Origin of the sequence: Rubellimicrobium aerolatum (genome assembly GCF_017872975.1) — a bacterium.
Classification (GTDB): domain Bacteria; phylum Pseudomonadota; class Alphaproteobacteria; order Rhodobacterales; family Rhodobacteraceae; genus Rubellimicrobium; species Rubellimicrobium aerolatum.
Map to the genome: position 1 here is coordinate 101,187 of NZ_JAGGJP010000007.1, position 21,053 is coordinate 122,239.

At 74.1% G+C, this 21,053-nt stretch carries 14 protein-coding genes, 1 pseudogene and 1 riboswitch; of the genes and pseudogenes, 3 read left to right on the forward strand and 12 right to left on the reverse strand.

Translation table 11 applies throughout. The features are described 5' to 3' along the window. Positions 1 to 42 precede the first annotated feature (42 nt). On the reverse strand, positions 43 to 828 hold the full coding sequence (truA, locus tag J2Z33_RS09855) for a tRNA pseudouridine(38-40) synthase TruA (RefSeq protein ID WP_209840358.1): 786 nt from the start codon (positions 826 to 828) through the stop codon (positions 43 to 45). Positions 829 to 994: 166 nt separating this feature from the next. On the opposite strand from truA, the gene J2Z33_RS09860 reads away from it, so the two are divergent. Continuing rightward, entirely contained in the window at positions 995 to 1,723 is a 729-nt protein-coding gene (locus J2Z33_RS09860) for a CDP-alcohol phosphatidyltransferase family protein (protein ID WP_209840361.1), read from the forward strand. A gap of 36 nt (positions 1,724 to 1,759) precedes the next feature. Here J2Z33_RS09860 and ileS read toward each other — a convergent pair whose 3' ends face one another. The 7 genes and pseudogenes from ileS to cobN form a co-directional block, all read right to left on the reverse strand. Beyond that, positions 1,760 to 4,783 carry an isoleucine--tRNA ligase gene (gene ileS / locus J2Z33_RS09865; RefSeq protein WP_209840487.1) on the reverse strand — a complete coding sequence of 1,008 codons (3,024 nt, stop codon included), beginning with the start codon at positions 4,781 to 4,783 and terminating at the stop codon, positions 1,760 to 1,762. A gap of 941 nt (positions 4,784 to 5,724) precedes the next feature. After that, the gene (locus tag J2Z33_RS09870) at positions 5,725 to 6,060 is read right to left on the reverse strand and encodes a DUF6766 family protein (protein WP_209840363.1); all 336 of its coding nucleotides are present in this window, start codon (positions 6,058 to 6,060) and stop codon (positions 5,725 to 5,727) included. Between the two features lie 392 nt (positions 6,061 to 6,452). After that, entirely contained in the window at positions 6,453 to 7,085 is a 633-nt protein-coding gene (gene cobO, locus J2Z33_RS18330; protein WP_245218755.1) for a cob(I)yrinic acid a,c-diamide adenosyltransferase, read from the reverse strand. A 99-nt stretch (positions 7,086 to 7,184) separates the two neighbouring features. Continuing rightward, positions 7,185 to 7,448: pseudogene (locus tag J2Z33_RS18335) on the reverse strand (GNAT family N-acetyltransferase); the annotation flags it as partial. A gap of 769 nt (positions 7,449 to 8,217) precedes the next feature. Further along, positions 8,218 to 8,535, reverse strand: a complete 318-nt coding sequence (locus J2Z33_RS09880) for a hypothetical protein (protein WP_209840367.1) — start codon at positions 8,533 to 8,535, stop codon at positions 8,218 to 8,220. Between the two features lie 53 nt (positions 8,536 to 8,588). Further along, positions 8,589 to 9,074: a GNAT family N-acetyltransferase gene (locus J2Z33_RS09885; protein WP_209840369.1), complete on the reverse strand. Its 486-nt coding sequence runs from the start codon at positions 9,072 to 9,074 to the stop codon at positions 8,589 to 8,591. Continuing rightward, a complete protein-coding gene (gene cobN, locus J2Z33_RS09890) occupies positions 9,071 to 12,754 on the reverse strand; it encodes a cobaltochelatase subunit CobN (protein ID WP_209840371.1) in 3,684 nt (1,227 codons plus the stop codon). The genes J2Z33_RS09885 and cobN overlap by 4 nt, the downstream gene beginning before the upstream one ends. Positions 12,755 to 12,819: 65 nt before the next feature. Here cobN and J2Z33_RS09895 point away from each other — a divergent pair, with 65 nt between their 5' ends. Beyond that, on the forward strand, positions 12,820 to 13,002 hold the full coding sequence (locus J2Z33_RS09895; protein WP_209840373.1) for a hypothetical protein: 183 nt from the start codon (positions 12,820 to 12,822) through the stop codon (positions 13,000 to 13,002). A gap of 206 nt (positions 13,003 to 13,208) precedes the next feature. Here the strand turns inward: J2Z33_RS09895 and J2Z33_RS09900 are convergent, their stop codons facing one another. The 3 genes from J2Z33_RS09900 to J2Z33_RS09910 form a co-directional block, all read right to left on the reverse strand. Beyond that, the gene (locus tag J2Z33_RS09900; RefSeq protein ID WP_209840375.1) at positions 13,209 to 13,661 is read right to left on the reverse strand and encodes a GNAT family N-acetyltransferase; all 453 of its coding nucleotides are present in this window, start codon (positions 13,659 to 13,661) and stop codon (positions 13,209 to 13,211) included. Continuing rightward, on the reverse strand, positions 13,658 to 14,677 hold the full coding sequence (gene cobW, locus J2Z33_RS09905) for a cobalamin biosynthesis protein CobW (RefSeq protein ID WP_209840378.1): 1,020 nt from the start codon (positions 14,675 to 14,677) through the stop codon (positions 13,658 to 13,660). Before cobW ends, J2Z33_RS09900 begins: the two co-directional genes overlap by 4 nt. A 71-nt stretch (positions 14,678 to 14,748) precedes the next feature. Beyond that, on the reverse strand, positions 14,749 to 15,420 hold the full coding sequence (locus J2Z33_RS09910; RefSeq protein WP_209840380.1) for an energy-coupling factor ABC transporter permease: 672 nt from the start codon (positions 15,418 to 15,420) through the stop codon (positions 14,749 to 14,751). 36 nt (positions 15,421 to 15,456) lie between these two features. Beyond that, positions 15,457 to 15,681: riboswitch (cobalamin riboswitch) on the reverse strand. 111 nt (positions 15,682 to 15,792) lie between these two features. Here J2Z33_RS09910 and J2Z33_RS09915 point away from each other — a divergent pair. Continuing rightward, positions 15,793 to 19,218, forward strand: coding sequence for a chromosome segregation SMC family protein (locus J2Z33_RS09915; RefSeq protein WP_209840382.1), 3,426 nt, complete (start codon positions 15,793 to 15,795; stop codon positions 19,216 to 19,218). Positions 19,219 to 19,835: 617 nt separating this feature from the next. On the opposite strand, the gene J2Z33_RS09920 is transcribed toward J2Z33_RS09915, so the two are convergent. Then, positions 19,836 to 20,828, reverse strand: coding sequence for a potassium channel beta subunit family protein (locus J2Z33_RS09920; protein WP_209840384.1), 993 nt, complete (start codon positions 20,826 to 20,828; stop codon positions 19,836 to 19,838). Positions 20,829 to 21,053: the final 225 nt, after the last annotated feature.

The window sequence follows — 21,053 nt, forward strand, 5'->3', positions numbered from 1 at the left end:
AGGAGGGCGTCGGGGGAAAGCCAGATTTCCCCGACGGCGCGCTCACGTCCCTGTGGCTTCGCTGCCGAAGGGATCGGGGTCGTAGCGGACATGGGTGAAATGGAGCCCGTCGGGCGGCGCCACCGGGCCGCAGGCCGCACGGTCGCGGGCCGCCAGCGCCTCCGCCATGCGGGCGGGGGTCCAGGCGCCGGCGCCCACGCGCTCCAGGCTGCCGACGATGGAGCGGACCTGGTTGTGCAGGAAGCTGCGGGCGCGGGCGCGGACGTGGACCTCCGGCCCCTCCGGCCCGTCCACGCGGGCGACGGACAGCTCGTCCAGGGTGCGCAGCGGGCTGTCGGCCTGGCACATGGAGGAGCGGAAGGTGGTGAAGTCGTGCCGCCCGAGGAGATGCGCCGCCCCCTCGGCCATGGCGGCGGCATCGAGCATCCGCCCCACGCGCCACGCCCGCCCCGCCCCCAGCACCAGCGGCGCGCGGCGGAGCGCGATCCGATACAGGTAGCCGCGCTCCAGCGCCGAGAAGCGGGCGTGCCAGTCGTCCGCGACCCGCGCGCAGGCGGTGACGGCGACGGGATGCGGCCGCAGATGGGCGTTCAGCGCCTCGGACAGCCGGAACGGGTCCCAGTCGCGCCCCATGTCGCAATGGGCGACCTGCCCCCAGGCGTGCACGCCCGCATCCGTCCGCCCCGCCGCCGCGACGGCGTGCGGCCCCGGATCGAGCCGCAGCAGCGCCGCCTCCAGCGCGCCCTGCACGGACGGCTGGTCGGCCTGGCGCTGCCAGCCGGCGAAGGGGGCGCCGAGGTATTCGAGCTTGAGCGCATAACGGGGCATGGCGGGGGGTTAGCCTCGCGCCTTCCTCCACGCAATGCGCCCTGCCTCTTCTTTGGCTCCAAGTATCCCGGGGGAGCGCGGAACGCGCGGGGGCGGAGCCCCCTTGCGCCCGATGCGGTCTCCCCACCGCTTGCCCCATCCGCCCCGATGCGGCATCACGGGCCGCATGACCGCCGCGCAGAAAGCCCTCGCCGTCCATCTCCTGACCGCCACCGGGGCCGTCTGGGCCATCCTCGCCATGCTCGAGGCCGTGCAGGAGGATTGGAACATGATGTTCCTGTGGCTCCTCGTGGCGCTCTTCGTGGACGGGATCGACGGGCCGCTGGCGCGGAGATACGACGTCAAGGCGAACGCCCCAGTGTTCGACGGGGTGCTGATGGACCTGGTGATCGACTATCTCACCTATGTCTTCGTGCCGGCCTACGCCCTGTTCAACTCGGGGCTCATGGGCGGCTGGACGGGGTGGTTCGGGATCATCGTCATCACCTTCACCTCGGCGCTCTACTTCGCCGACACCCGGATGAAGACCAAGGACAACAGCTTCTCGGGCTTCCCGTCCTGCTGGAACATGCTGGTCCTGGTGCTCTTCGCCTGGTTCTGGCCCGGCGAGTCGGCGGGGGAGCCCGAGCCCTACGCCTTCTGGCTCATCACCCTGATCGTGGCGGTCCTCGCGGCGACGATGTTCCTGCCCGTCAAGTTCGTCCATCCGGTGCGGACCGAGCGGTGGCGCGCGGTGACCCTGCCCATGGCGCTCCTGTGGGTGGTCTTCGCGGGCTGGGCGGCCTGGGTGGACTTCCACCCCGAGTCCTGGGCGCAATGGGGGCTGACGGTGGCCTCGTTCTACCTCCTGGGCGCCGGGGCGGCGCAGCAGATCGTCCACGGCAAGGAAGGCTGAGGCCCCCCGGCCCCCTCCGAGGGGCCGGAGGCGAGGTCAGGCCGGGATCGCCAGCCCGGCCAGCGCCTCGTCGCAGCGGGCGCAGGTGCCGGCATGGGCGTGGGTGCCCACGTCGGGCAGGATCTTCCAGCAGCGCTGGCACTTGTCGCCCTCGGCGAGCGCGAAGGCCACCGCCACGTCGGGCACGTCCGGCAGGCGGAACGCCCCCTCGGGTGCCGGATCGGTGGTGACCGCGATGCCGGAGGTGATGCAGAGGTCGTCGAAGGCCGTGCCCTTCAGCATCTCGGCCAGCGGCGCGGAGACGTGGACGGTCGGGGCGGCCTCCAGGCTCGCGCCGATGACCTTGGCGGTGCGCTGCTTCTCCAGAGCGCCGGTGACGGTGCGGCGGGCGGCGCGGATGGAATGCCACTTGGCGGCCAGCGCGTCGTCGCGCCACGTCTCCGGCGTCTCGGGGAAGTCCCGGAGGTGGACCGAGGAGTCCTCGCCCGGGTGACGCTCCAGCCAGACCTCCTCCATGGTGAAGACCAGGATGGGCGCGAGCCAGGTGGTCAGGCGGTCGAAGAGGTGGACGAGGACCGTGCGCGCGGCGCGGCGGCGCGGCGTGTCGCCGTCGCAGTAGAGCGTGTCCTTGCGGATGTCGAAGTAGAAGGCCGACAGGTCCACGGTCGCGAACTCGAAGACCGCGCGGAAGACGCCCTGGAAATCGTAGGCGGCGTAGCCCTCGCGCACCGTCCGGTCGAGCTCGGCGAGGCGGTGGAGGACCCAGCGCTCCAGCTCGGGCATCGCCTCGGGGCCGACGTGGTCCGTGGCGGTCACGTCGCCGAGGCTGCCCAGCAGGAACCGCATGGTGTTGCGGAGACGGCGGTAACTGTCCGCCGTTCCTTTCAGGATCTCGGGGCCGATGCGGAGGTCGGCGGTGTAGTCCGACTGCGCCACCCAGAGGCGGAGGATGTCGGCGCCGTAGTCCTTGGTCACCTGCCCCGGCGCGACGGTGTTGCCCAGCGACTTGGACATCTTCATGCCCTTCTCGTCGAGCGTGAAGCCGTGGGTCAGCACGCCCCGGTAGGGCGCGCGGCCAAGGGTGCCGCAGGCCTGGAGCAGCGAGGAGTGGAACCAGCCGCGGTGCTGGTCGGTGCCCTCCAGATACAGGTCGGCGAGGCCGTCGCTGCTCCCGTCCTCGCGGTCGCGCAGGACGAAGGCGTGGGTGGAGCCGGAGTCGAACCACACGTCGAGGATGTCGAAGACCTGATCGTAGTCGTCGGGGTTCACGATGGTCCCGAGGACGCGCGCCTTGAAGCCGTCCGTATACCAGACGTCCGCGCCCTCGGACTCGAAGGCGACGACGATGCGGGCGTTGACCTCCTCGTTCCTCAGGAGGAAGTCGGGGTCCGTGGGCTTGGCCCCGCGCTTCACGAAGCAGGTGAGGGGGACGCCCCAGGCGCGCTGGCGGCTCAGCACCCAGTCGGGGCGGGCCTGCATCATGGAATGCAGGCGGTTGCGGCCCGAAACGGGGGTGAAGGTGACGAGTTCCTCGATGGACTTGAGCGCGCGGGCGCGGATCGTGTCGCCGTAGTCGCCCTTGCCGTCCGAGAGCGGCTTGTCGATGGCCGCGAACCATTGCGGGGTGTTGCGGTAGATCAGCGGGGCCTTGGAGCGCCACGAGTGGGGGTAGCTGTGACGGAATCGCGGATCGTGCCCAAAAAGAGCGCCGACTTCTCGCAATTTTTCGATGACCATGCCATTGGCCGGTCCCCATTTTCCATCAGGACGGATGATTGCTGCGCCTTTGAAGATGGGCAGCGTGTCACGGTAGGTTCCATCCTCCATGACATTGTAGGTCATTTCAAGATTGTGCTCGATGCCCAGCTTGTAATCATCATCGCCGTGGCTGGGCGCGGTGTGGACGAAGCCGGTGCCGGCGTCCTCGGTGACGTGGTCGCCGGGGAGGAGGGGGACGTCGTAGTCCCATTCGCCGTTCCCGCCCTCGATCTCCCTGAAGGGGTGGGCGAGGGTGAGCAACTCTAATTCCGCAGGCATAACTTGCCTGTGGTAAGTTACCGCTGAGGCCGGGATCTTAGTCTGCTCAAAGACTTTCTGAGCCAGCCCATCGAAGAGAATGAACCTCTCACCCTTCTTGACGAAGGGGTGTTCGGGCAGGTCAACGGCGACCTCATAGAGGCCGTAATGATCGCTAAGGCTGCTTCCGAAAGCGACAGCACGGTTCTGAGGAATCGTCCAAGGCGTGGTAGTCCAGATGACGACTGACGCCCCAACAAGCTCTTTGGCATTTTTCTCGATCGAGTCACTCGCCTCTCGCGAGTCGAGATTCTGGAACGTCTCGTCGCTCAGCGCCAAAACGTTTCTAGCGTCCACGACCGGGAACCGCACCCAGATCTGGTGCGAGGTCGTGTCGTGGTATTCGACCTCGGCCTCGGCCAGCGCCGTCTTCTCGACGGGGGACCACATGACCGGCTTGGAGCCCTGGTAGAGCGAGCCGTTCATCAGGAACTTGAGGAACTCGCCGGCGATGACGGCCTCGGCGTGGTAGTCCATCGTCAGATACGGGCGGTCCCAGGCGCCGGTGATGCCGAGGCGCTGGAACTCCTCGCGCTGGACGTCCACCCAGGACTCGGCGAACTTCCGGCATTCCTGCCGGAAGGCGACGACGGGAACCTCGTCCTTGTCGAGGCCCTTGGCGCGATACTGCTCCTCGATCTTCCATTCGATGGGCAGGCCGTGGCAGTCCCAGCCGGGGATGTAGCGGGCGTCGCGGCCCATCATCTGCTGGGAGCGGACCACCATGTCCTTGAGCACCTTGTTCAGCCCGTGGCCGATGTGGAGGTGCCCGTTCGCATACGGGGGGCCGTCGTGCAGCGTGAAGGGGGCGCGGCCCGCCGCCTTGTCCCGCAGCCGGTCGTAGACGCCGATCCGCGCCCAGCGGGCGAGCCATTGCGGCTCCCGCTCGGGGAGGCCCGCGCGCATGGGGAACGCGGTCTCGGGCAGGTTCAGCGTGGCCTTGTAGTCGGGGGCCACGGAGTCGGTGCGGGTGTCGGGGGACATCGGGTCGCCTCCTTGGGATCGCGAGGTCTTTAGGGGAAGCGCGCGAACGCGTCCAGCCGCGCGGGGGCGGGCGGGCGCGGCTGCGATGGGTTCGGGCGCGGGCGCAGCCGGAGCCGGACCCGGAGCCGGGGCGGCGGGCGCGGGCGCGTCGTCCGCGTGCGCGGCGGGCGCCTGCGCCTCCGCCTGCCTTGCCGCGCCGCGGGCGTCGTCCTCCCTGGCCCATTCGGGGTGGAGGGGGCGCAGGAGGCGGGGGACGCGGGGGCGGTCGGGGTGGCGGGGGAAGTGGTAGCCGTCCTCCTCGTAGACGCGGCGCTGGGTGAAGGAGCGGGCGACCTGGTCCTCGGTGCGGGGGTCGAGGATGCGGCGGCTCCCGAAGGGGGCCCGGGCGGGGCGGCCGCGCAGGATCTCGGCCAGCCGGTTGGGCTGGTGGGGGGAGGGCAGGGGCGCGTCGAGGAGGGCGAGCTCCTGGGCGGTGTAGGGGGAGGCGGTGTAGGGGGAGGCGGGGTCGTGGGAGGCGGGATCGTGGGCGGTGGCGGCGGTGGCGGCGTGGTCGAGGGGCATGGGGTGGCTCTCCTGTGCGGGCGTGGCGGGGGGCCCGTGGCGGGGGAGCCGTGGCGGGCGCTTGGGGGGAGGATGCCGGAGGGGGGTTAACGGGGCCTGACAGCAACGGGCGTTGCGTGGCCCTGTCGCGCAACGCCCCCCGAGGGCGTGGTAGGGGGCGGGTGATTCGGGGCGCGCGCGGGCGGCGGAGGGCGCGCGGGCGCGGGCGGGAGGGGGAGGGTGACGCAAGGGGGAGGACGCGCCGGGCGGCTCCGGGCGCCTCCGGGTGGGGGGTGCGATTCAGCCCGCCAGCGTCGCGCCGGGTGACGGGCCGAAGCCCGCCCTGCGGGGAGGGGCGGCTGGCCGGGCCGGGCGGCGCGCGGCGTCCGTCGCGGGGCGGCTCAGGTCCGGTCGAAGCGGGCGCCGAGGTCGGCGATGACGCGGTCGGCGGATTCGGGGCTCAGCGCGCGCAGCACGGCGTCGAGCTTCTCCTCCAGGCGCTCGTCCTCCTCGCGCGGTTGCGGCGAGCCGACGTGCAGGAGGACGGCCAGGCCCGAGACCCGCCAGATGCGCTGGAGGAACTCGGACTGCCGGTTCTCCAGGGGGTCGCGGCCCATCTCGGCGCGGTAGCCGGACAGGTCCGGGGGCAGGCCATGGGTCCGCTGCTCGTCCAGGTCGGCGGTCCAGCCCAGCCACCCGTGCCCGGCGGGCGAGGCCAGGACCAGGAGGAGCGTCACCCCGAGATGGCCGTAGCGCCTCCAGATCGAGGCCCCCCCGAAGCGGGCGCCCTGGCCCCGCGTCCACCGTGAGCGGCCTCCTTGGCCTCCCTGCTGTCTGGGGCGCGGAGGCGAGATCGGCCCCGTGCCGGAATCCCGGCGCGGACCCGGAGAGGGCGCAGGCGGTCGCGCCGGGGTCCGGGGCCGGACCTCGACGGGACGAGGCGTCCGAGCGGTTTCCCTGGTCCCGGAACGGGTTGGCCGGGTGGGAGCGGAGGCTTCATGCCGGCGGGGTCCATGGGCTGGAGCGGACCGGGGGTGGTCCGGTCCGGTCCGGGCCGGGCATGGCGGGGTGAACCCCGCCCTACGAAGGTACGGGCGGGCGCGGCGATGGCTCGGGCGTGGCGTCGCCCCTAGAACTCCACCCCCGGCTGCGCCTTCACGCCGGAGCGGAAGGGGTGCTTGACCAGCTCCATCTCGGTCACGAGGTCGGCGGCCTCGATCAGGCGGGGGTCGGCGTTGCGGCCCGTCAGGACGACGTGGGTCGTGGGGGGCTTCTCGTCGCGCAGGAACGCCAGCACCTCGTCGAGCGGGATGTAGTCGTAGCGCAGCGCGATGTTGATCTCGTCGAGGAGGACCATGCGGTGCGCGGGGTCGCGGATGAGGGCCTTGGCCTTGTCCCAGGCGCGGCTGGCGGCGGCCACGTCGCGGGCGCGGTCCTGCGTTTCCCAGGTGAAGCCCTCGCCCATGGCGTGGAACTCGCACAGGTCGGCGAAGTGGGCCTGGATCAGGTCGCGCTCGCCGGTGGACATGGCGCCCTTGATGAACTGGACGACGGCGCAGGGCATCCCGTGGCTGATGCAGCGGAAGATCATGCCGAAGGCGGCGGAGGATTTCCCCTTGCCCTTGCCGGTGTGGACGATGACCAGCCCCCGCTCCTCGGTCTTGGTGGCCATGATCTTGTCGCGGGCGGCCTTCTTCTTGGCCATCTTCTCGGCGTGGCGGGCGTCGTCGGGCTCGGGGGCGTCGGGGGTGTCGGCGGGCATGGGCGGGGTCTCCTGGGGGGAAAGGCGCTTCTCGAACCAGACGGAGGTGGGGCGGGCGTGGCCTTCGTGCGTCTCGCGGTGGGTCTCGGCGAAGCCCTCGGCGCGGAAGAGGGCGTGGTTGGCGGAAAGCTCGACCCGGCAGCCGAGGGTGACGCGGGGCTTGCCCCAGGCGCGGGCGCGGGCGTCCGCGAGGCGGAGGAGCGCGCGGGCGTGGCCCTGGCGGCGGTGGGCGGGGTGGACGGCGAGGCGGCCGGCGTAAAGGGCGTCCGGGCGCGGGGACAGGATGACGACGGCCACGAGCGGGTCGCCCGTGGCCCAGACCTCGCCCTCGGTGGCGAGGCAGAGGAGGTCGGCCTCGGTCATGCGGTGGAGCGAGGAGGGCGGGTCAATGACGCCGTCCAGCTCGGCAAAGGCTGTGCGGATCAGGGGGAGGACCTGCGGCAGGGCGGGGTCGGCGGGGAGGAGGCGGCGGGGCGGGGTCAAGGGGTCGGTCCTGTCGAACGGATGGGGTCAGGCCACGGGCTGTCGCCGGCTTCGCGTGACCGCGCCGGCTGACCCGGTCAAGGTGGCCCCTCGCGTCGCCGTGGACGGAGGTCGGGGCGGCTGTCGGTTCTCATGCCGCGAAGGTGGCTCCATCGATGGTTGCCGGTCTCGTCGTCCTGGCCGGCTGCGAGCGGGGCCGGATCACCCAAACGTCCTCCTTGGTCGCGGCCAAGAGCGCGCGGCCGCCGTCGGAACCACGTCTATGCCCGCGACCGGACCGCCGGCAACCCGGTGCCGCGCGTCCGGGGCCAGGAGACCGTGCAGGTCCGGGCCTTCGGCAACCTCGACGGCGATGGGTCGTCCGAGATCACGGGCGCGGCCTGCGTGCTGGACACCGGCCTCTACACGGCAAGTTTTGCGACCCCGGCCAACCTGGGCGTGCCGGATCACGGCCCCGATTCGCCCGCTCTGTTCATCCGGTGCGAGGCCAGCGGCCTGTCGGGCTCGGTGACCGTCGATGCGTTCAACCTGACGGCGGCCCCGCGCTCCGACAACGCGGTGGGGACCGGGCTTCTGGGGGCCACCATCATCGGCGCCGTCGCGGCGGCCAACACCGATCCGGCGCTGGACGAGTCCGGCTATCCGGCCATCACGGTCCAGCCTTGCGGACGGGCGGGCATCCGAGGGTGGCGCGGACCATGGACGCGTCGCCCTCGACCGTGGTGGGGACGACCTTGCACCCGCTCGCCTGCTCCATGGCGAGGGCGGCGCGGGGGGCGATGGAGGCGAAGGTGGAGCCGACCTCGGTGTTGGTGCGGATCGCCTCGGCCCGGTCGCCCTTCACGCGGATGTCGAAGGAGCTTGGCCCGATCCGGACGGGCACCGGCTCCGTGCCGACGAAGCCGGCGGAGGGCGTGTCGCAGCCCGCGAGGCCCAGGGCCAGGACCAGCAAGGACGCGCGACGCATGGGACCTCCCGTCCGGTTCGCGGCGAGGATCGGGCTGAACGGTCAAGATCGCGTTAACGGCCGGGGAGCCTTTCGGCCCGGCGGGCCGCCTCGGGGGCGGGGGCGGCGTCGCCCGCGACGGGGCGGCCGTCGAGGCGTTTGGCGAGAAAGACGCGCGCCGCGCCGGGCGGGTGGTCGGGGATGCGGCCGACCTCCTGGAAGCCCATCCTCGCGTAGAAGCCGGGGGCCTGGAAGCTGTAGGTGTCGAGCCAGACCCCGAGGCAGTCGCGGGCGCGGGCGTGCCCCTCGGCGGCGCGGAGGAGGGCCGTGCCGACGCCCTGGCCCCTCGCCTCGGGCGCGACGGCGAGGAGGTGGAGGAAGAGCCAGCGCTGGGTGATGCGGGCGGTGAGGCCGCCCTGCCAGCGGGGGCCGTCCCAGGCTTCGAGGGCGATCTCCTCGGGGGCGAAGGGAAGGCGGGCCTCCTGCGCGGCCGCGACGATGACGGCGAGGATGCGGTCGCGGACCTCGGGCGAGGGGGCGGCGGGGCGGATCCCGGTCATGGGAGGAGGGGGGCGGCGTCGGGACGGGGGCCGCCGCGCGCGGCGTCGAGGCGGGCGCGGACGGAGTTGGAGCGGGGGCGCCAGAGGCCGCGGTCGATGGCCTCGGACAGGCGGTCGGCGATCTCGCGCAGGGCGCTCGGGTTGTGGGTGGCGAGGAAGTCGCGCACCTCGTCGGAGGCCAGCACCGCCTCCTCCACGGCGTCGAAGTGGTGGTCGCGGACGGCGTGGGTCGTGGCGGCGAAGGCGAAGAGGTAGTCCACCGTCGCGGCGATCTCGAAGGCGCCCTTGTAGCCGTGGCGCAGGACGCCGGCGATCCATTTCGGGTTGACGACGCGGGAGCGGACGACGCGGGCGACCTCCTCCTCCAGCGTGCGGATGACGGGGCGCTCGGGGCGGGAGTGGTCGTTGTGGTAGGCGGGGACGGGCTGGCCCTTCAGCGTCTCGATGGCGGCCAGCGCCCCGCCCTCGAACTGGTAGTAGTCGTCGGAGTCGAGGAGGTCGTGCTCGCGGTTGTCCTGGTTCTGGACCACCGCATCCGCGTGGCGCAGGCGCGTGGCGAAGCCGTCGCGGTCGGGCTTGCCTTCCGCGTGCGCGCCGTAGGCGTAGCCGCCCCAGTCGAGGTAGCTGGCCCCGAGGTCGTCGCGGGTGGACCAGAGGCGTTCGTCGATGAGGGCCTGGAGGCCGGCCCCGTAAGCGCCGGGCCTGGAGCCGTAGACGCGGGCCTGAGACTCCCCGGCCCGCGCGCGCGCGGCGGCGGGGTTCTGGTCGTCGGGCTCGGGGAGCGACTGGACCGCGCGGGCGGCGCTGTCGAACAGGGCGACAAGCTGCGGGAAGGCGTCGCGGAAGAAGCCGGAGATGCGGAGCGTCACGTCCACGCGGGGGCGGCCGAGGAGCGACAGGGGCAGGATGTCGAAGCCGGTGACGCGGCCGGACATCGGCTCCCATGTGGGCCTCGCGCCTAGGAGGGCGAGGCCTTGGGCGATGTCGTCGCCGCCGGTCCTCATGTTCGAGGTGCCCCAGGCGGTGAGGAGGAGCGCGCGGGGGTAGTCGCCCTGGTCCTGGAGGTGACGCTCGATCAGGAGTTCGGCGCTGGCGCGGCCCAAGGTCCAGGCGGCCTGGGTGGGCAGGGCGCGGGCGTCCACGGAGAAGAAGTTGCGCCCCGTGGGAAGGACGTCGGGGCGGCCCCTTGTCGGGGCGCCGGAGGGGCCGGGGGGGATGGCGCGGCCGTCCAACGCCGTCAGGAGGGCGGCGGATTCGGCGGGGCCGCAGGCTTCGATCAGGGGGAGCAGGGTGTCGCGGAGTTCGTGGAGGACCGCCGTGCTGGCGGGGCCGGGCGCGGAGGCGGGGCCGTCGAGGAGGGCGATGGACAGGAGTTCGAGGCGTTCGACGGTGTCGCCCTCGGTGCGCCACGCATCGTCCGTGAGGTTCAGCGCGGCGGGGCGGGGGCCTTGCCATGGGGCGGCCATGTGGGGGGCGAGGGGGTCGAAGTTCAGGGCGAGGTCCTGCGCGAGGGCGCGGAGCAGGGACGGCCTGTCGCCGCGCGGGACGCGGGCGAGCGCGAGGGCGAGATCGCGGGCGAGGGGGCCCGTGGGGGACTGGCCGAAGACGTGCAGGCCGTCGCGGATCTGCGCCTCCTTGATGTCGCAGAGCCACGCGTCAAGTTTCTGGATGTCGCCTTGATCCGAGAGTCCGGCGTCCTGCGCGAGGCCGGTGGCGGCGGCGAGCGTCACGATCTCGCGGCGAAGGTGGTCGGCGCGGCGGGGGTCGGTGGTCTGGGCCTGCGCGAGCTCGTCGAGCAGCACTTCGAGGTCGCGGAGGGGGCCGTAGGTCTCGGCGCGCGTCAGGGGCGGCGTCAGGTGGTCGAGGATGACGGCCTGCGCGCGGCGCTTGGCCTGCGTGCCCTCGCCGGGGTCGTTGACGATGAAGGGGTAGAGGTGCGGCAGTGGGCCGAAGGCGATCTCGGGCCAGCACTCGGCGGAGAGGGCGACGGCCTTGCCGGGGAGCCATTCGAGGTTGCCGTGCTTGCCCATGTGCACGAGGGCGTGGGCGGCAAAGGTGTCCCGGAGCCAGAGATGGAAGGCGAGGTAGTGGTGCGGGGGCACGAGGTCGGGGGCGTGGTAGGTCGCCTTGGGGTCGATGTCGTAGCCGCGCGAGGGTTGCAGGGCGACGACGGCGTTCCCGAAGCGGTGGATCGACAGGGCGAAGGAGTCGCCGTCGAGGTAGGGGTCGGCGTCGGGCGGGCCCCAGCGGTCGGTGACGGCCAGCTTCGTCTCCCACGGGAGGGCGTCGAACCAGCGGCGGTAGGTGGGCAGCGGCAGGCGCTCGCCGCCCTGCCTGTCCTTGCGGTCGGGGAGCCAGTTGGTCGGGCCGGCGAGGAGGCGGGCCATCAGGGCGGTCGCGTCGGGCGGCGGGTCCACGGCGTAACCGGCATCCTGCAGGAGCGTCAGGGCGTGGACGGTCGAGGCGGGGGTGTCGAGGCCGACGCCGTTGGCGAGGCGGCCGTCCTTGTTGGGGTAGTTGGCGAGGACCAGCGCCACCTTGCGGTCGGCGGGCGCGGCGGCGCGAAGCCTCGCCCAGTTCGCGGCGAGGTCGGCCACGAAGCGGATGCGGTCGGCCTTGGGGGTGTTGGTGACGATGGGGCACTGGGTGGCGTCGTCGAAGTGGGCCTCGTCCTTGAACGACACCGCGCGGGTGAGGAGGCGGCCGTCGATCTCCGGCAAGGCCACGTTCATGGCGATGTCGGTGGCGGAGAGGCCACGCGTGCCTTCGGCCCATTGCGATTCGCTGGAGCCGGAGAAGATGACCTGGAGGACGGGGGCGGCGTTGGCCCCCGTGCCCGCGAGGGGGTTGTCGCCGGGGTCGGCGGGGGTGCCGACGGCGAAGCTGGTGGCGTTGAGGATGACGCTGGGCGGGGCGTCGGCGAACAGCGCCGCGAGGGTGGCGCGGGAGAGCGGGTCCTTGAGCGAGGCGACGTAAACCGGGAGGGGGTTGAGGCCCTGCCGCAGCAGGGCGCGGGTCAGGTGGGCGACGGGGGCGGTCGCGCCGGACTGCATCAGCGCGCGGTAGAAGACGAGGGGGACGATGGGGGCGCCGGGGGTCCAGTTCTCGCGGATCGTGGCGAGGTCGGTCTCGCCGATCCCCGGCCAGAAGGGCGCGGACTTCAGGAGGGGCTTGGCGGGGGGCGGGGGGTCCGTGCCGTCGAGCATGGACCGGGCGTGGAGGAGGAAGCGGCGGGCGTTCTCCAGCCCGCCCTCGACCAGAGTGGACCAGAGGGCGGCGTAGTCGGCGTCGCGGACGGTGGACAGGGCGCGCAGCTCGGCGTCGGGCCTGTCGTCGCCGGGCAGCGCCACGAAGGGGACGCCGGCGGCGTGGAGGGCGGCGGAATATTGGGCGAGGCCGTAGGGCCAGTAGCCCTGGCCGCCCAGGATGCGGGCGACGACGAGGCGGGACTTGCGCGCGCACTGGTCCACGTGGAGGTCCACGGAGAGCGGGTGCGCGAGGTGGCGGAGGTTCCAGAGACGCAGGCTTGGGGAGTCCGGCGTGTCGCCGTGGGCGGCGGAAAGGAGGGCGAGCTCGGAGTCGGCCGCCGACAGGACCACCAGGTCGGCGGGCGTCTGACGGGGATCGACGGGCTGCGCGCCGGTGTCGAGCGCGCCGGGGGTGGCGGCGAGGAGATGCATCAGGAGGGCTCTGGACTATATCGGCGGGGCGGGGCAAGCCTGTCGCCCCGGATCATGAGGCGAAGATGGCCGACTACAGCAAGCAGAAGAGCGGCAAGCCGCAGAAGAACCGCCCGCCCCACCGCGAGCACAACGAGCCCGGCGGGCCGGCGAACCCCTTCGGGCGCAAGGCCGAGAAGGCGGCGCTGCTGGAGCGGATGAAGGCGAATCTCGGGAAGAAGGACGAGGGCGCCGAAGGGCAGGGATAACGAAGGCGCGGGGGCTGTCGGGTGCGCTTCGGCGCACCATCCCCGATGGACGGCCCGGCTGTGGTGCGCTGAAGCGCACCCTACCGAAGTCCCGCGCTGCCGGGACGGCGTAGGGCGGGGTTCAGCCCGCCAGGCCCGGTCGGGCATGGGGTCGCCATGGGGCAGGGTCGCGTGGCGGGCCGAAGCCCGCCCTGCGGGGCCGTCGCTCACAGCCGCTTTTCCATGAAGACGGAGTGCGGGCCGGGCTCGTAGTCGCCGAACGGGCCGCAGTCGGCAAAGCCGTGGCGGCGGTAGAGGCGGTGGGCGGGGAAGAGGTCGTCGCCCGTCTCCAGCCGCAGGACGGGAAGGGCATGGGCGCGGGCGTGGTCCTCCAGCGTGGCGAGGAGCGCCGCGCCGACGCCCTGGCCGCGCGCGGCGGGGGCCACGAACATCGACTTGACCTCGCCGTAGTCGCCCAGGCGGGCGAGGGCGATGCAGCCGAGGGGCTGGTCGCCGGCGGCGGCGATCCAGAAGTCGATGTGGGGCTGCGCGAGTTCGTCCACGGACAGGTAGTGGTTGTGCTCGGGCGGGTAGAGCGACGACAGGAGCGCGTGGCTTTGGCCGAGGAGGGCGCGGCCCTCCCCGGAGCGGGGGTCCGCCGGTCGAACCGTGAGCGTCATCCCCGGATCGCGGCCTCGATGGCGGCGCGGTCGAGCCCGGCCTCGCCGATCACCACGAGGCGCGAGACGCGGGGGGCGGTGCCCCAGGGGCGGTCGAAGTAGGTCTCGATGCGCGGGCCGGCGGCCTGGACGGTCAGGCGCAGGGGCTTGCCGGCGACGGCGACGAAGCCCTTGAGGCGGAGGATGTCGTGCGTCGCGATGGCGGCGCGCAGGCGGGCGGTCAGGGCGGGGATGTCCGCCACCTCGGGGAGGTCGAGGGCGAAGGACTCGAACTCGTCGTGGTCGTGGTCATCGTCTTCGGCGTCGTGGTGGGGGGCGCTGCGGGTCGCCATGTCGGATTCGGCGGCGGCGTTGATCCCGAGGAGCACGTCGAGGGGGAGCGCGCCCTTGTGGGCGCGGAGGATGCGGGCGCCGGGGCGGGCCTCGGCGCTCAGTCGCGCGGCCACCGCCTCGGCCTCGGCGGCGTCGAGCAGGTCGGTCTTGTTGAGCACGATCATGTCGGCGCAGGCGAGCTGGTCCTCGAACAGCTCGGCCAGCGGGGAGTCGTGGTCGAGCGAGGCGTCGGCGGCGCGTTGGGCCTGGATGGCCTCCTCGTCCTCGGCGAAGCGGCCCTCGGCCACGGCCTTGCCGTCCACGACCGTCACCACGCCGTCCACGGTGACGCGGGTGGCGATGCCGGGCCAGGCGAAGGCGCGCACGAGCGGCTGGGGCAGGGCGAGGCCCGAGGTCTCGATCACGATGTGGTCGAAGGGCTCGGGCCGGGCGAGCAGCTTCTCCATGGTGGGGAGGAAGTCGTCGGCCACGGTGCAGCAGATGCAGCCGTTCGACAGCTCGATGATGTCGCCGGGGGCGCAGCAGCCCTGGAGGAGGTCGCCGTCCACGCCGGTCTCCCCGAACTCGTTGATGACGAGGGCGATGCGGCGGCCGTTCGCGTGGTCGAGGAGGTGGCGGATCATCGTCGTCTTGCCCGAGCCGAGGAAGCCGGTGACGACGGTGGCGGGGATCTTGGCGGGCATGGGGGAGTCCCTTGAATGGCGAGGGGCGGCCCGGATGAGGGGCCGCCCGTGTCGGGTCGAGGAGGTGGGGATCAGGCCGGGTGGTGCAGGCGCGGGGTCACGAGGCCGGCGCGGGACAGGTTGCGCCGGCCCTTGGCGGCGCCGAGCACGAGGAGGTCCACCAGCGGCTCGATCGCGATGACGAGGAGGTAGGCGGCCCCGAAGGTCGCGATGGACGGGACGGCGGCGAACCCTTGGCCCCAGACGGCCCAGACGGCGACCCAGGCCACCACGCCGCCCTGGTAGGCGGTGGAAAGGGCGAGGACCTGGCCATAGGAGAGGTCGGTGTAGGGGGTGCGGGGGGCGATCACGCGGCGGGCCAGCGCGGCGACGGCGAACAGCGGCACGAGCAGCGTGGTGACGTTCATGCCGTATTGCGGCAGGTCGGCGGGCGCGAAGGACAGCCCTTGCAGCAGGAGGCCCAGCGCGAGGCCGAGCGCGGCGGGCGCGGCGCCGAACACGAGGAAGAGCGTGGAGCCGAGGATGAGGTGCACCTCGGAGACGCCGGCCGGGTAGTGCGGCAGCACCTGGAAGAAGCCGAAGGTCAGCGCCGTCGCGGCGGCGGCGCGGGCGGCCAGCGAAGGGAGGCCGCGGTCGCGGACGCCCTCCCAGGCGAGCTTGGCGGTGACGCCGAGGGCGCCGGCGGCGGTGATGGCTCCGAGGGCGAGCTTGGCGCCCGCGACGAGTCCCGGTTCGATGTGCATGGTCGTCTCTCCTGCTCCCGTCCCACCGACGGGGTTGGCGTTTCGTCGCGCATGGCAGGTCTCCTGGCTCGCGGGTCGTGGCGCTTCGCCGGCCTTCCCGGGCCGGGGCCCAGTGGCGTGATCGGCGGGCGCTCTCCGCTGACAGTCGCGGGGGCGGCTGCGGGCGGGGGCCCCCGGACTGGGTCGGCCCCTTCCGCATTCCCTGTTCGTCCCCGGCCGCCTGGGGCGGCGCGTGGGGGAACCATGCGGGGTCCGTTGTGGGCGCGGGGCCGGGCGCGGTCAAGCGCGATTGCGACGGGGGGTCGCGGGGATGCGGCGGTTGACAGGGCGCCCCGGCGTCCCGAAGGGTTCCCCGTCCCCGAGGGAGGTCCCATGCGCCTGACGCGGCTGCGGCTGAACGGCTTCAAGAGCTTCGCGGACCCGACGGAGCTGTCCATCGCGCCGGGGCTGACCGGCGTGGTGGGGCCGAACGGCTGCGGCAAGTCGAACCTGCTGGAGGCGCTGCGCTGGGTCATGGGCGAGACGCGGCCCACGCAGATGCGCGGGCAGGGGATGGAGGACGTGATCTTCGCCGGCACCGCCCGGCGGGGGCCGCGGCCCTGGGGCGAGGTGGCGCTGCACTTCGAGAGGGACGGGACGGAGACGGAGCTGGTCCGGCGGATCACCCGGGACGGCGGGTCGGCCTATCGGCTGGGCGGCCGGGAGGCGCGGGCGCGGGACGTGCAGGCGATGTTCGCGGACGCGGCCTCGGGGGCGCAGTCGCCGGCGCTGGTGCGGCAGGGGCAGATCAGCGAGCTGATCGGCGCGCGGCCGCAGGCGCGGCGGCGGGTGATCGAGGAGGCGGCGGGGGTGGCGGGGCTCCAGGCGCGACGGGGCGAGGCGTCGCAGCGGCTCGGGGCGGCCGAGGCGAACCTCCAGCGGCTGGGCGAGGTGACGGGGCAGTTGGCCGAGCGGCTGCGGGGGCTGGAGCGGCAGGCGCGCAACGCCCGGACCTACCGGGAGGTCGCGGCGGCGATCCGGTTGGCCGAGGGGCGGCTCCTGTGGCGGGCCTGGGAGGCGGCGGCGGCGGCGCTCGCGGCGGCCGAGGGGGAGGCGCGGGTCCGGGCGGGGTTGGCGGCGCGGGCGGAGGAGGCGGCGCGCGGAGCCGAAGGTGCGCGGGAGGCGGCGGAGGCGGCGCTGCCGCCGTTGCGGGCGCGCGAGTCGGAGGCGGCGGAGCGGGCGACGCGGCTCCGGGCCGAACGGGAGGCCTTGGCGGGCGAGGCGCGGCGGGCGGCGCAGCGGGTGATGGAGCTCGAAACCGCCGCGCGGGACCTGGGCCGCGACGAGGAACGCGAGGCGGGTCTGGCGCGCGAGGCCGTCGAGGCGCTGGAGCGGCTGCGCGACGAGGCGGAGCGGCTGGAGGCGGCGGGCGAGGGCGAGGAGGCGGGGATCGCCGAGGCGGCGGCGGCCTCGGAAGCGGCCGGGCGGGCGCTGCGCGCGGCCGAGGCGGACCTGTCGGCGGCGACCGAGGCGGCGGCGCGGATGCTGGCCGAGGTCGAGGCGGCGGAGCGGCGGCTCCGGGATCTGACGGGCGCGCGGGAGCGGGCGGGGGCGGAGGCCACGCGGGCGGCGGCGGCGCTGGCCGAGGCCGAGGCGGCGCTGGCCCGTGCCGAAACGGAGGGCGAGGCGACGGCCGAGGCGCGGGAGCGGGCCGAAGCGGTGCTGGAAGCGGCGGAGGAGGCGCTGGCGCGGGCCGAGGCGGCACTGGCCCCGGCGCGGGAAGCCGACGCGCGGTCGCGGGCCGTGGTCGCCGAGGCGCAGGCGCGGGCGGCGGGGCTGGTGGCCGAGGCGCGGGCGCTGGGACGGCTCGTGGCGGCGGACGGCTCGCGCAGGGGGCAGGTCGGCGAGGGGCTGCGGGTGCCCGAGGGGCTGGAGGCGGCAGTCGCGGCGGCGCTGGGGCGCGATCTGAGGGCGGCGCTGGCCGAGGGAGACGGATCGGGCTGGGTGCGGTTGCCGGATTATGGGGATGCGCCGGGGTTGCCGGAGGGGGTGGTGCCGCTGTCGGCGCTGGTCGAGGCCCCGCCCGAACTGGCCCGGCGGCTGGCGCAGGTGGGGCTCGTGGAGGCCGACGCGGCCCCGGCGCTCTGGGCGGCGCTGCGGCCGGGGCAACGGCTGGTGACGCGCGAGGGGGACCTGTGGCGCTGGGACGGGCTCCGGCAGCGGGCCGCGGACGCGGCGGAGGCGGCGCAGGAGGCCGAGGCGCTGCGGCGGGCGGCGCGGCTTCCGGTTCTGGAGGCGGAAGCCGAGGCCGCGCAGGAGGCGGTGGAGACCGCGCGGGCGGATCAGGAGCGGGCGGCGCGGACGCTGGCCGGGGCGCAGGCGCGGGCCGATGCGGCGCGGGCCGAGCGGCGGGCGGCCGAGGCGCAGGCGCAGGCCGCCACGCGGGCCGCCGGGAAGGCCGAGGCCGACCGGGCGCTCGCCGGGGCCAAGGGCGAGGCGGCGCGCGAGGCGCGGGCGCGGGCCGGGGCGGCGGCCGAGGTGGCGGCGGCGGCGCTGGTGGAGGCACGGACGGCGCGGGCGGGGCTGGAGGATCCCGGCGCGGCGCGGGCCCTGGTGGCCGAGGCGCAGACGCGGGCGAACGCCGCGCGGGCGGCGCTCCTGTCCGCGCGCGGGGCCGAGGAGGACCAGCGGCGGGCGGCGGCGGGGCGCGCGCGGCGGCGGGCCGAGGTGGCGCGGGAGGAGGGGCTCTGGAGCGGGCGGCGCGAGGCAGCGGCGGCGCGGGCGCGCGACCTCGCGACGCGGGCCGGTCGGCTGGCCGAGGAGTTGGCCAAGGCGCGGGAGCGTCCCGCCGAGATCGCGGAGCGGGCCGAGGCGGTGCAGGACGCCTTGGAGGAGGCGCTTTCGGTGCGGGAGGAGGCCGAGGCGGCGCTGGCCGGGGCCGAGGCGGCGCTCCGGGCGGCGCAGGACGCCGAGCGGGCGGCGGAGCGCGAGGCGGGCCGGGCGCGCGAGGCAAGGGCGGGCGCCGAGGTGGCGCGGGCTGCGGCGGCGGAGGTCGCGGCAGCGGCAACGGCCCGCATCCGCGAGGAGCAGGACCAGTCCCCGCGCGAGTTGCTGGACTCGCTCGGCGGCCCCGCCGACCTGCCGTCGGAGGGGACGCTTCACGCGGAGCTTCAGGCGCTGCGGAAGCGGCGCGACGGCCTGGGCGCGGTGAACCTGCGCGCCGAGGAGGACGCGGCGGCCTTGCGGGCCGAGCAGGACGGGCTGCTGCGCGAGGCCGCCGACCTGTCCGAGGCGGTGGCGGAGCTGCGGCGCGCCTTGGGCGAGCTGAACCGCGAGGGGCGCGACCGGATGCGCGAGGCCTTCGGGCGCGTCAACGCCGAGTTCGGGCGGCTGTTCCGGCTCCTGTTCGGGGGCGGCGAGGCGCGGCTGGCCTGGGTGGAGGGGGACGACCCGCTGGAGGCGGGGGTGGAGATCATGGCGCAGCCGCCGGGCAAGACGCTGGGGACGCTCTCGCTGCTGTCCGGGGGCGAGCAGACCCTGACGGCGCTGGCGTTGATCTTCGCGGTGTTCCTGGTGGCCCCCGCGCCGGTCTGCGTGCTGGACGAGGTGGACGCGCCGCTCGACGACGCCAACGTGGGGCGGTTCTGCGACCTGCTGGAGGCGATGGCGCGGGAGACGGAGACGCGGTTCCTGGTCATCACGCACCACGCGGTGACGATGGCCCGGATGGACCGGCTGTATGGGGTGACGATGGCCGAGCGGGGGATAAGCCAGCTCGTGAGCGTGGACCTGCGGGCGGCGGAGGCGATGGTCGCCTGAGGGCGGCGGCGGCAAGCCTGGTTCGCGCCCCTGCGGGCGGGGCCGGGCGGCCCGGCAGGCGATGCGGGACCATCGGCGCCCTCCGCCGCGGCGCCTGCCTGCCTCGCCCGGCACCGACGGGTCGTCCCCCGCCGGACGGGACCGGATCTGCGCGGTGCGACCTGCCGGAGGCAGCCCGATTCGATCGGTCCGGGCAGGCCTCGGGAGGCACGCCGCCCCCTTGGTCGCCACCCTCGCCCGCGCGGGCGCCGCGAGGGAGGCCGGCGCGGTCGGTCCTGGGGGACTCGGACCGCGGGCGTCGCTGGGCGCGCGGACAGGACCAGCGGCCCGAGCCCGCCCCTCGTCCATCGCGACGGTCGTCTGCCGCGCCGGCACGCCGTGGTGGCGCCCCGTCCGTCACCGATCCCGGCCAGCCACGCGGCCTTGGGCTGCTGGCGGCCAGCAGGGCATCGAGCGAGGCCGCGTCGTCGCCCGCCTTCTCCGCCGCCCCATCACCGGGTCGACGCCCTCGGCATGGAGGACCGGCGCGCGGACCTCGTGCCCCGCCGCCTCGACCGCACCGCGCCGCCCCGAACCTCTCCGGGACGGGATGGGCCAGGACAACGGGCAGCCTCGCCTCAGAAGAACCGCTGCGGCTCGGCGGGCCGGTTCTTCACGACGCCCTCGATCGCCTCCATGACGTCGGGGGTCAGCTTCCCCACCGCCTCGGCCGCCGCGAGGTTGTCCTGCAACTGCGACAGCCGCGACGCCCCCAGGATCACGGTCGAGACGCGCGGGTTCCGCAGGCACCACGCGATGGCGAGGTGCGTGAGGCTGATCCCGAGCCCGTCCGCGATCCCCTGGAGTTCGCGGATCTGGGCGATGCGCCGCTTGCCCTTCTCGCCCTCGAAGATCTCGCGCAGCCATTCATAGCCGGGCAGCGCCGCGCGGCTCCCCTCGGGGATGCCGTCGTTGTACTTTCCCGTCAGCAGCCCGGACGCGAGGGGCGACCAGATCGTGGTCCCGAGCCCATAAGTGTCATAGAGCGGCGCGTAGTCCCCCTCGACCTTCACCCGCTCGAAGAGGTTGTATTGCGGCTGCTCCATGGTGGGCGGCGTCATCCGCCATTCGCGGGCGACCCGGTGCGCCTCGGTGATCTGCTGCGCCGACCATTCCGAGGTGCCCCAATACAGCACCTTCCCCTGCCGGATCAGGTTGTCCATCGCCCGCACCGTCTCCTCGATGGGGGTGTCGATGTCGGGCCGGTGGCAGAAGTAGAGGTCGAGGTGATCGACCTGCAACCGCCGCAGCGCCGCGTGGCAGGCCTCGGTGACGTGCTTGGCCGACAGCCCCCGCTGCGTGGGCTTGGACCCGCCCCAGAACACCTTGGACGACACGACCCAGGTCTCGCGCGGCCAGTCCAGCTCCCTGAGCGCCTGGCCCATGACCACCTCGGACTGCCCGGCCTCGTAGCCCTCGGCGTTGTCGAAGAAGTTCACCCCCGCGTCGTAGGCCGCCGTCAGCAGCTCCTTGGCGAGGGTGGTGTCCACCTGCTTGGCGAAGGTCACCCAGGACCCGAAGGAGAGGGCGCTGACCTGAAGGCCCGACTTCCCGAGGCGGCGGTATTCCATGCGATCTCTCCGTGGCATTGGCGGGCGGGAACCTAGGCCGGTCCCCCCGCCCCGGAAACCCCCGCCGCACCGCCGGCCCCCCGGTCGCAAGATGCGTATTTGGGCCAAGTTGAGAGGGCACCCCTTCAACTTGGCCCAAATACGCCCTTCTCCCCGGCCAGCCCCTCGCGCCCCGGCTGCCGAGCCTGCGCGGACCCCCTTGCGACCGCCCGCCGCGCGGCTATG

What these genes read in the sequence shown, in the direction of transcription:
- truA (WP_209840358.1), bottom strand. Translation starts at nt 828, where the DNA reads ATGCCCCGTTATGCGCTCAAGCTCGAATACCTCGGCGCCCCCTTCGCC.
- J2Z33_RS09860 (WP_209840361.1), top strand. Translation starts at nt 995, where the DNA reads ATGACCGCCGCGCAGAAAGCCCTCGCCGTCCATCTCCTGACCGCCACC.
- ileS (WP_209840487.1), bottom strand. Translation starts at nt 4,783, where the DNA reads ATGTCCCCCGACACCCGCACCGACTCCGTGGCCCCCGACTACAAGGCC.
- cobO (WP_245218755.1), bottom strand. Translation starts at nt 7,085, where the DNA reads ATGCCCGCCGACACCCCCGACGCCCCCGAGCCCGACGACGCCCGCCAC.
- J2Z33_RS09880 (WP_209840367.1), bottom strand. Translation starts at nt 8,535, where the DNA reads ATGCGTCGCGCGTCCTTGCTGGTCCTGGCCCTGGGCCTCGCGGGCTGC.
- J2Z33_RS09885 (WP_209840369.1), bottom strand. Translation starts at nt 9,074, where the DNA reads ATGACCGGGATCCGCCCCGCCGCCCCCTCGCCCGAGGTCCGCGACCGC.
- cobN (WP_209840371.1), bottom strand. Translation starts at nt 12,754, where the DNA reads ATGCATCTCCTCGCCGCCACCCCCGGCGCGCTCGACACCGGCGCGCAG.
- J2Z33_RS09895 (WP_209840373.1), top strand. Translation starts at nt 12,820, where the DNA reads ATGGCCGACTACAGCAAGCAGAAGAGCGGCAAGCCGCAGAAGAACCGC.
- J2Z33_RS09900 (WP_209840375.1), bottom strand. Translation starts at nt 13,661, where the DNA reads ATGACGCTCACGGTTCGACCGGCGGACCCCCGCTCCGGGGAGGGCCGC.
- cobW (WP_209840378.1), bottom strand. Translation starts at nt 14,677, where the DNA reads ATGCCCGCCAAGATCCCCGCCACCGTCGTCACCGGCTTCCTCGGCTCG.
- J2Z33_RS09910 (WP_209840380.1), bottom strand. Translation starts at nt 15,420, where the DNA reads ATGCACATCGAACCGGGACTCGTCGCGGGCGCCAAGCTCGCCCTCGGA.
- J2Z33_RS09915 (WP_209840382.1), top strand. Translation starts at nt 15,793, where the DNA reads ATGCGCCTGACGCGGCTGCGGCTGAACGGCTTCAAGAGCTTCGCGGAC.
- J2Z33_RS09920 (WP_209840384.1), bottom strand. Translation starts at nt 20,828, where the DNA reads ATGGAATACCGCCGCCTCGGGAAGTCGGGCCTTCAGGTCAGCGCCCTC.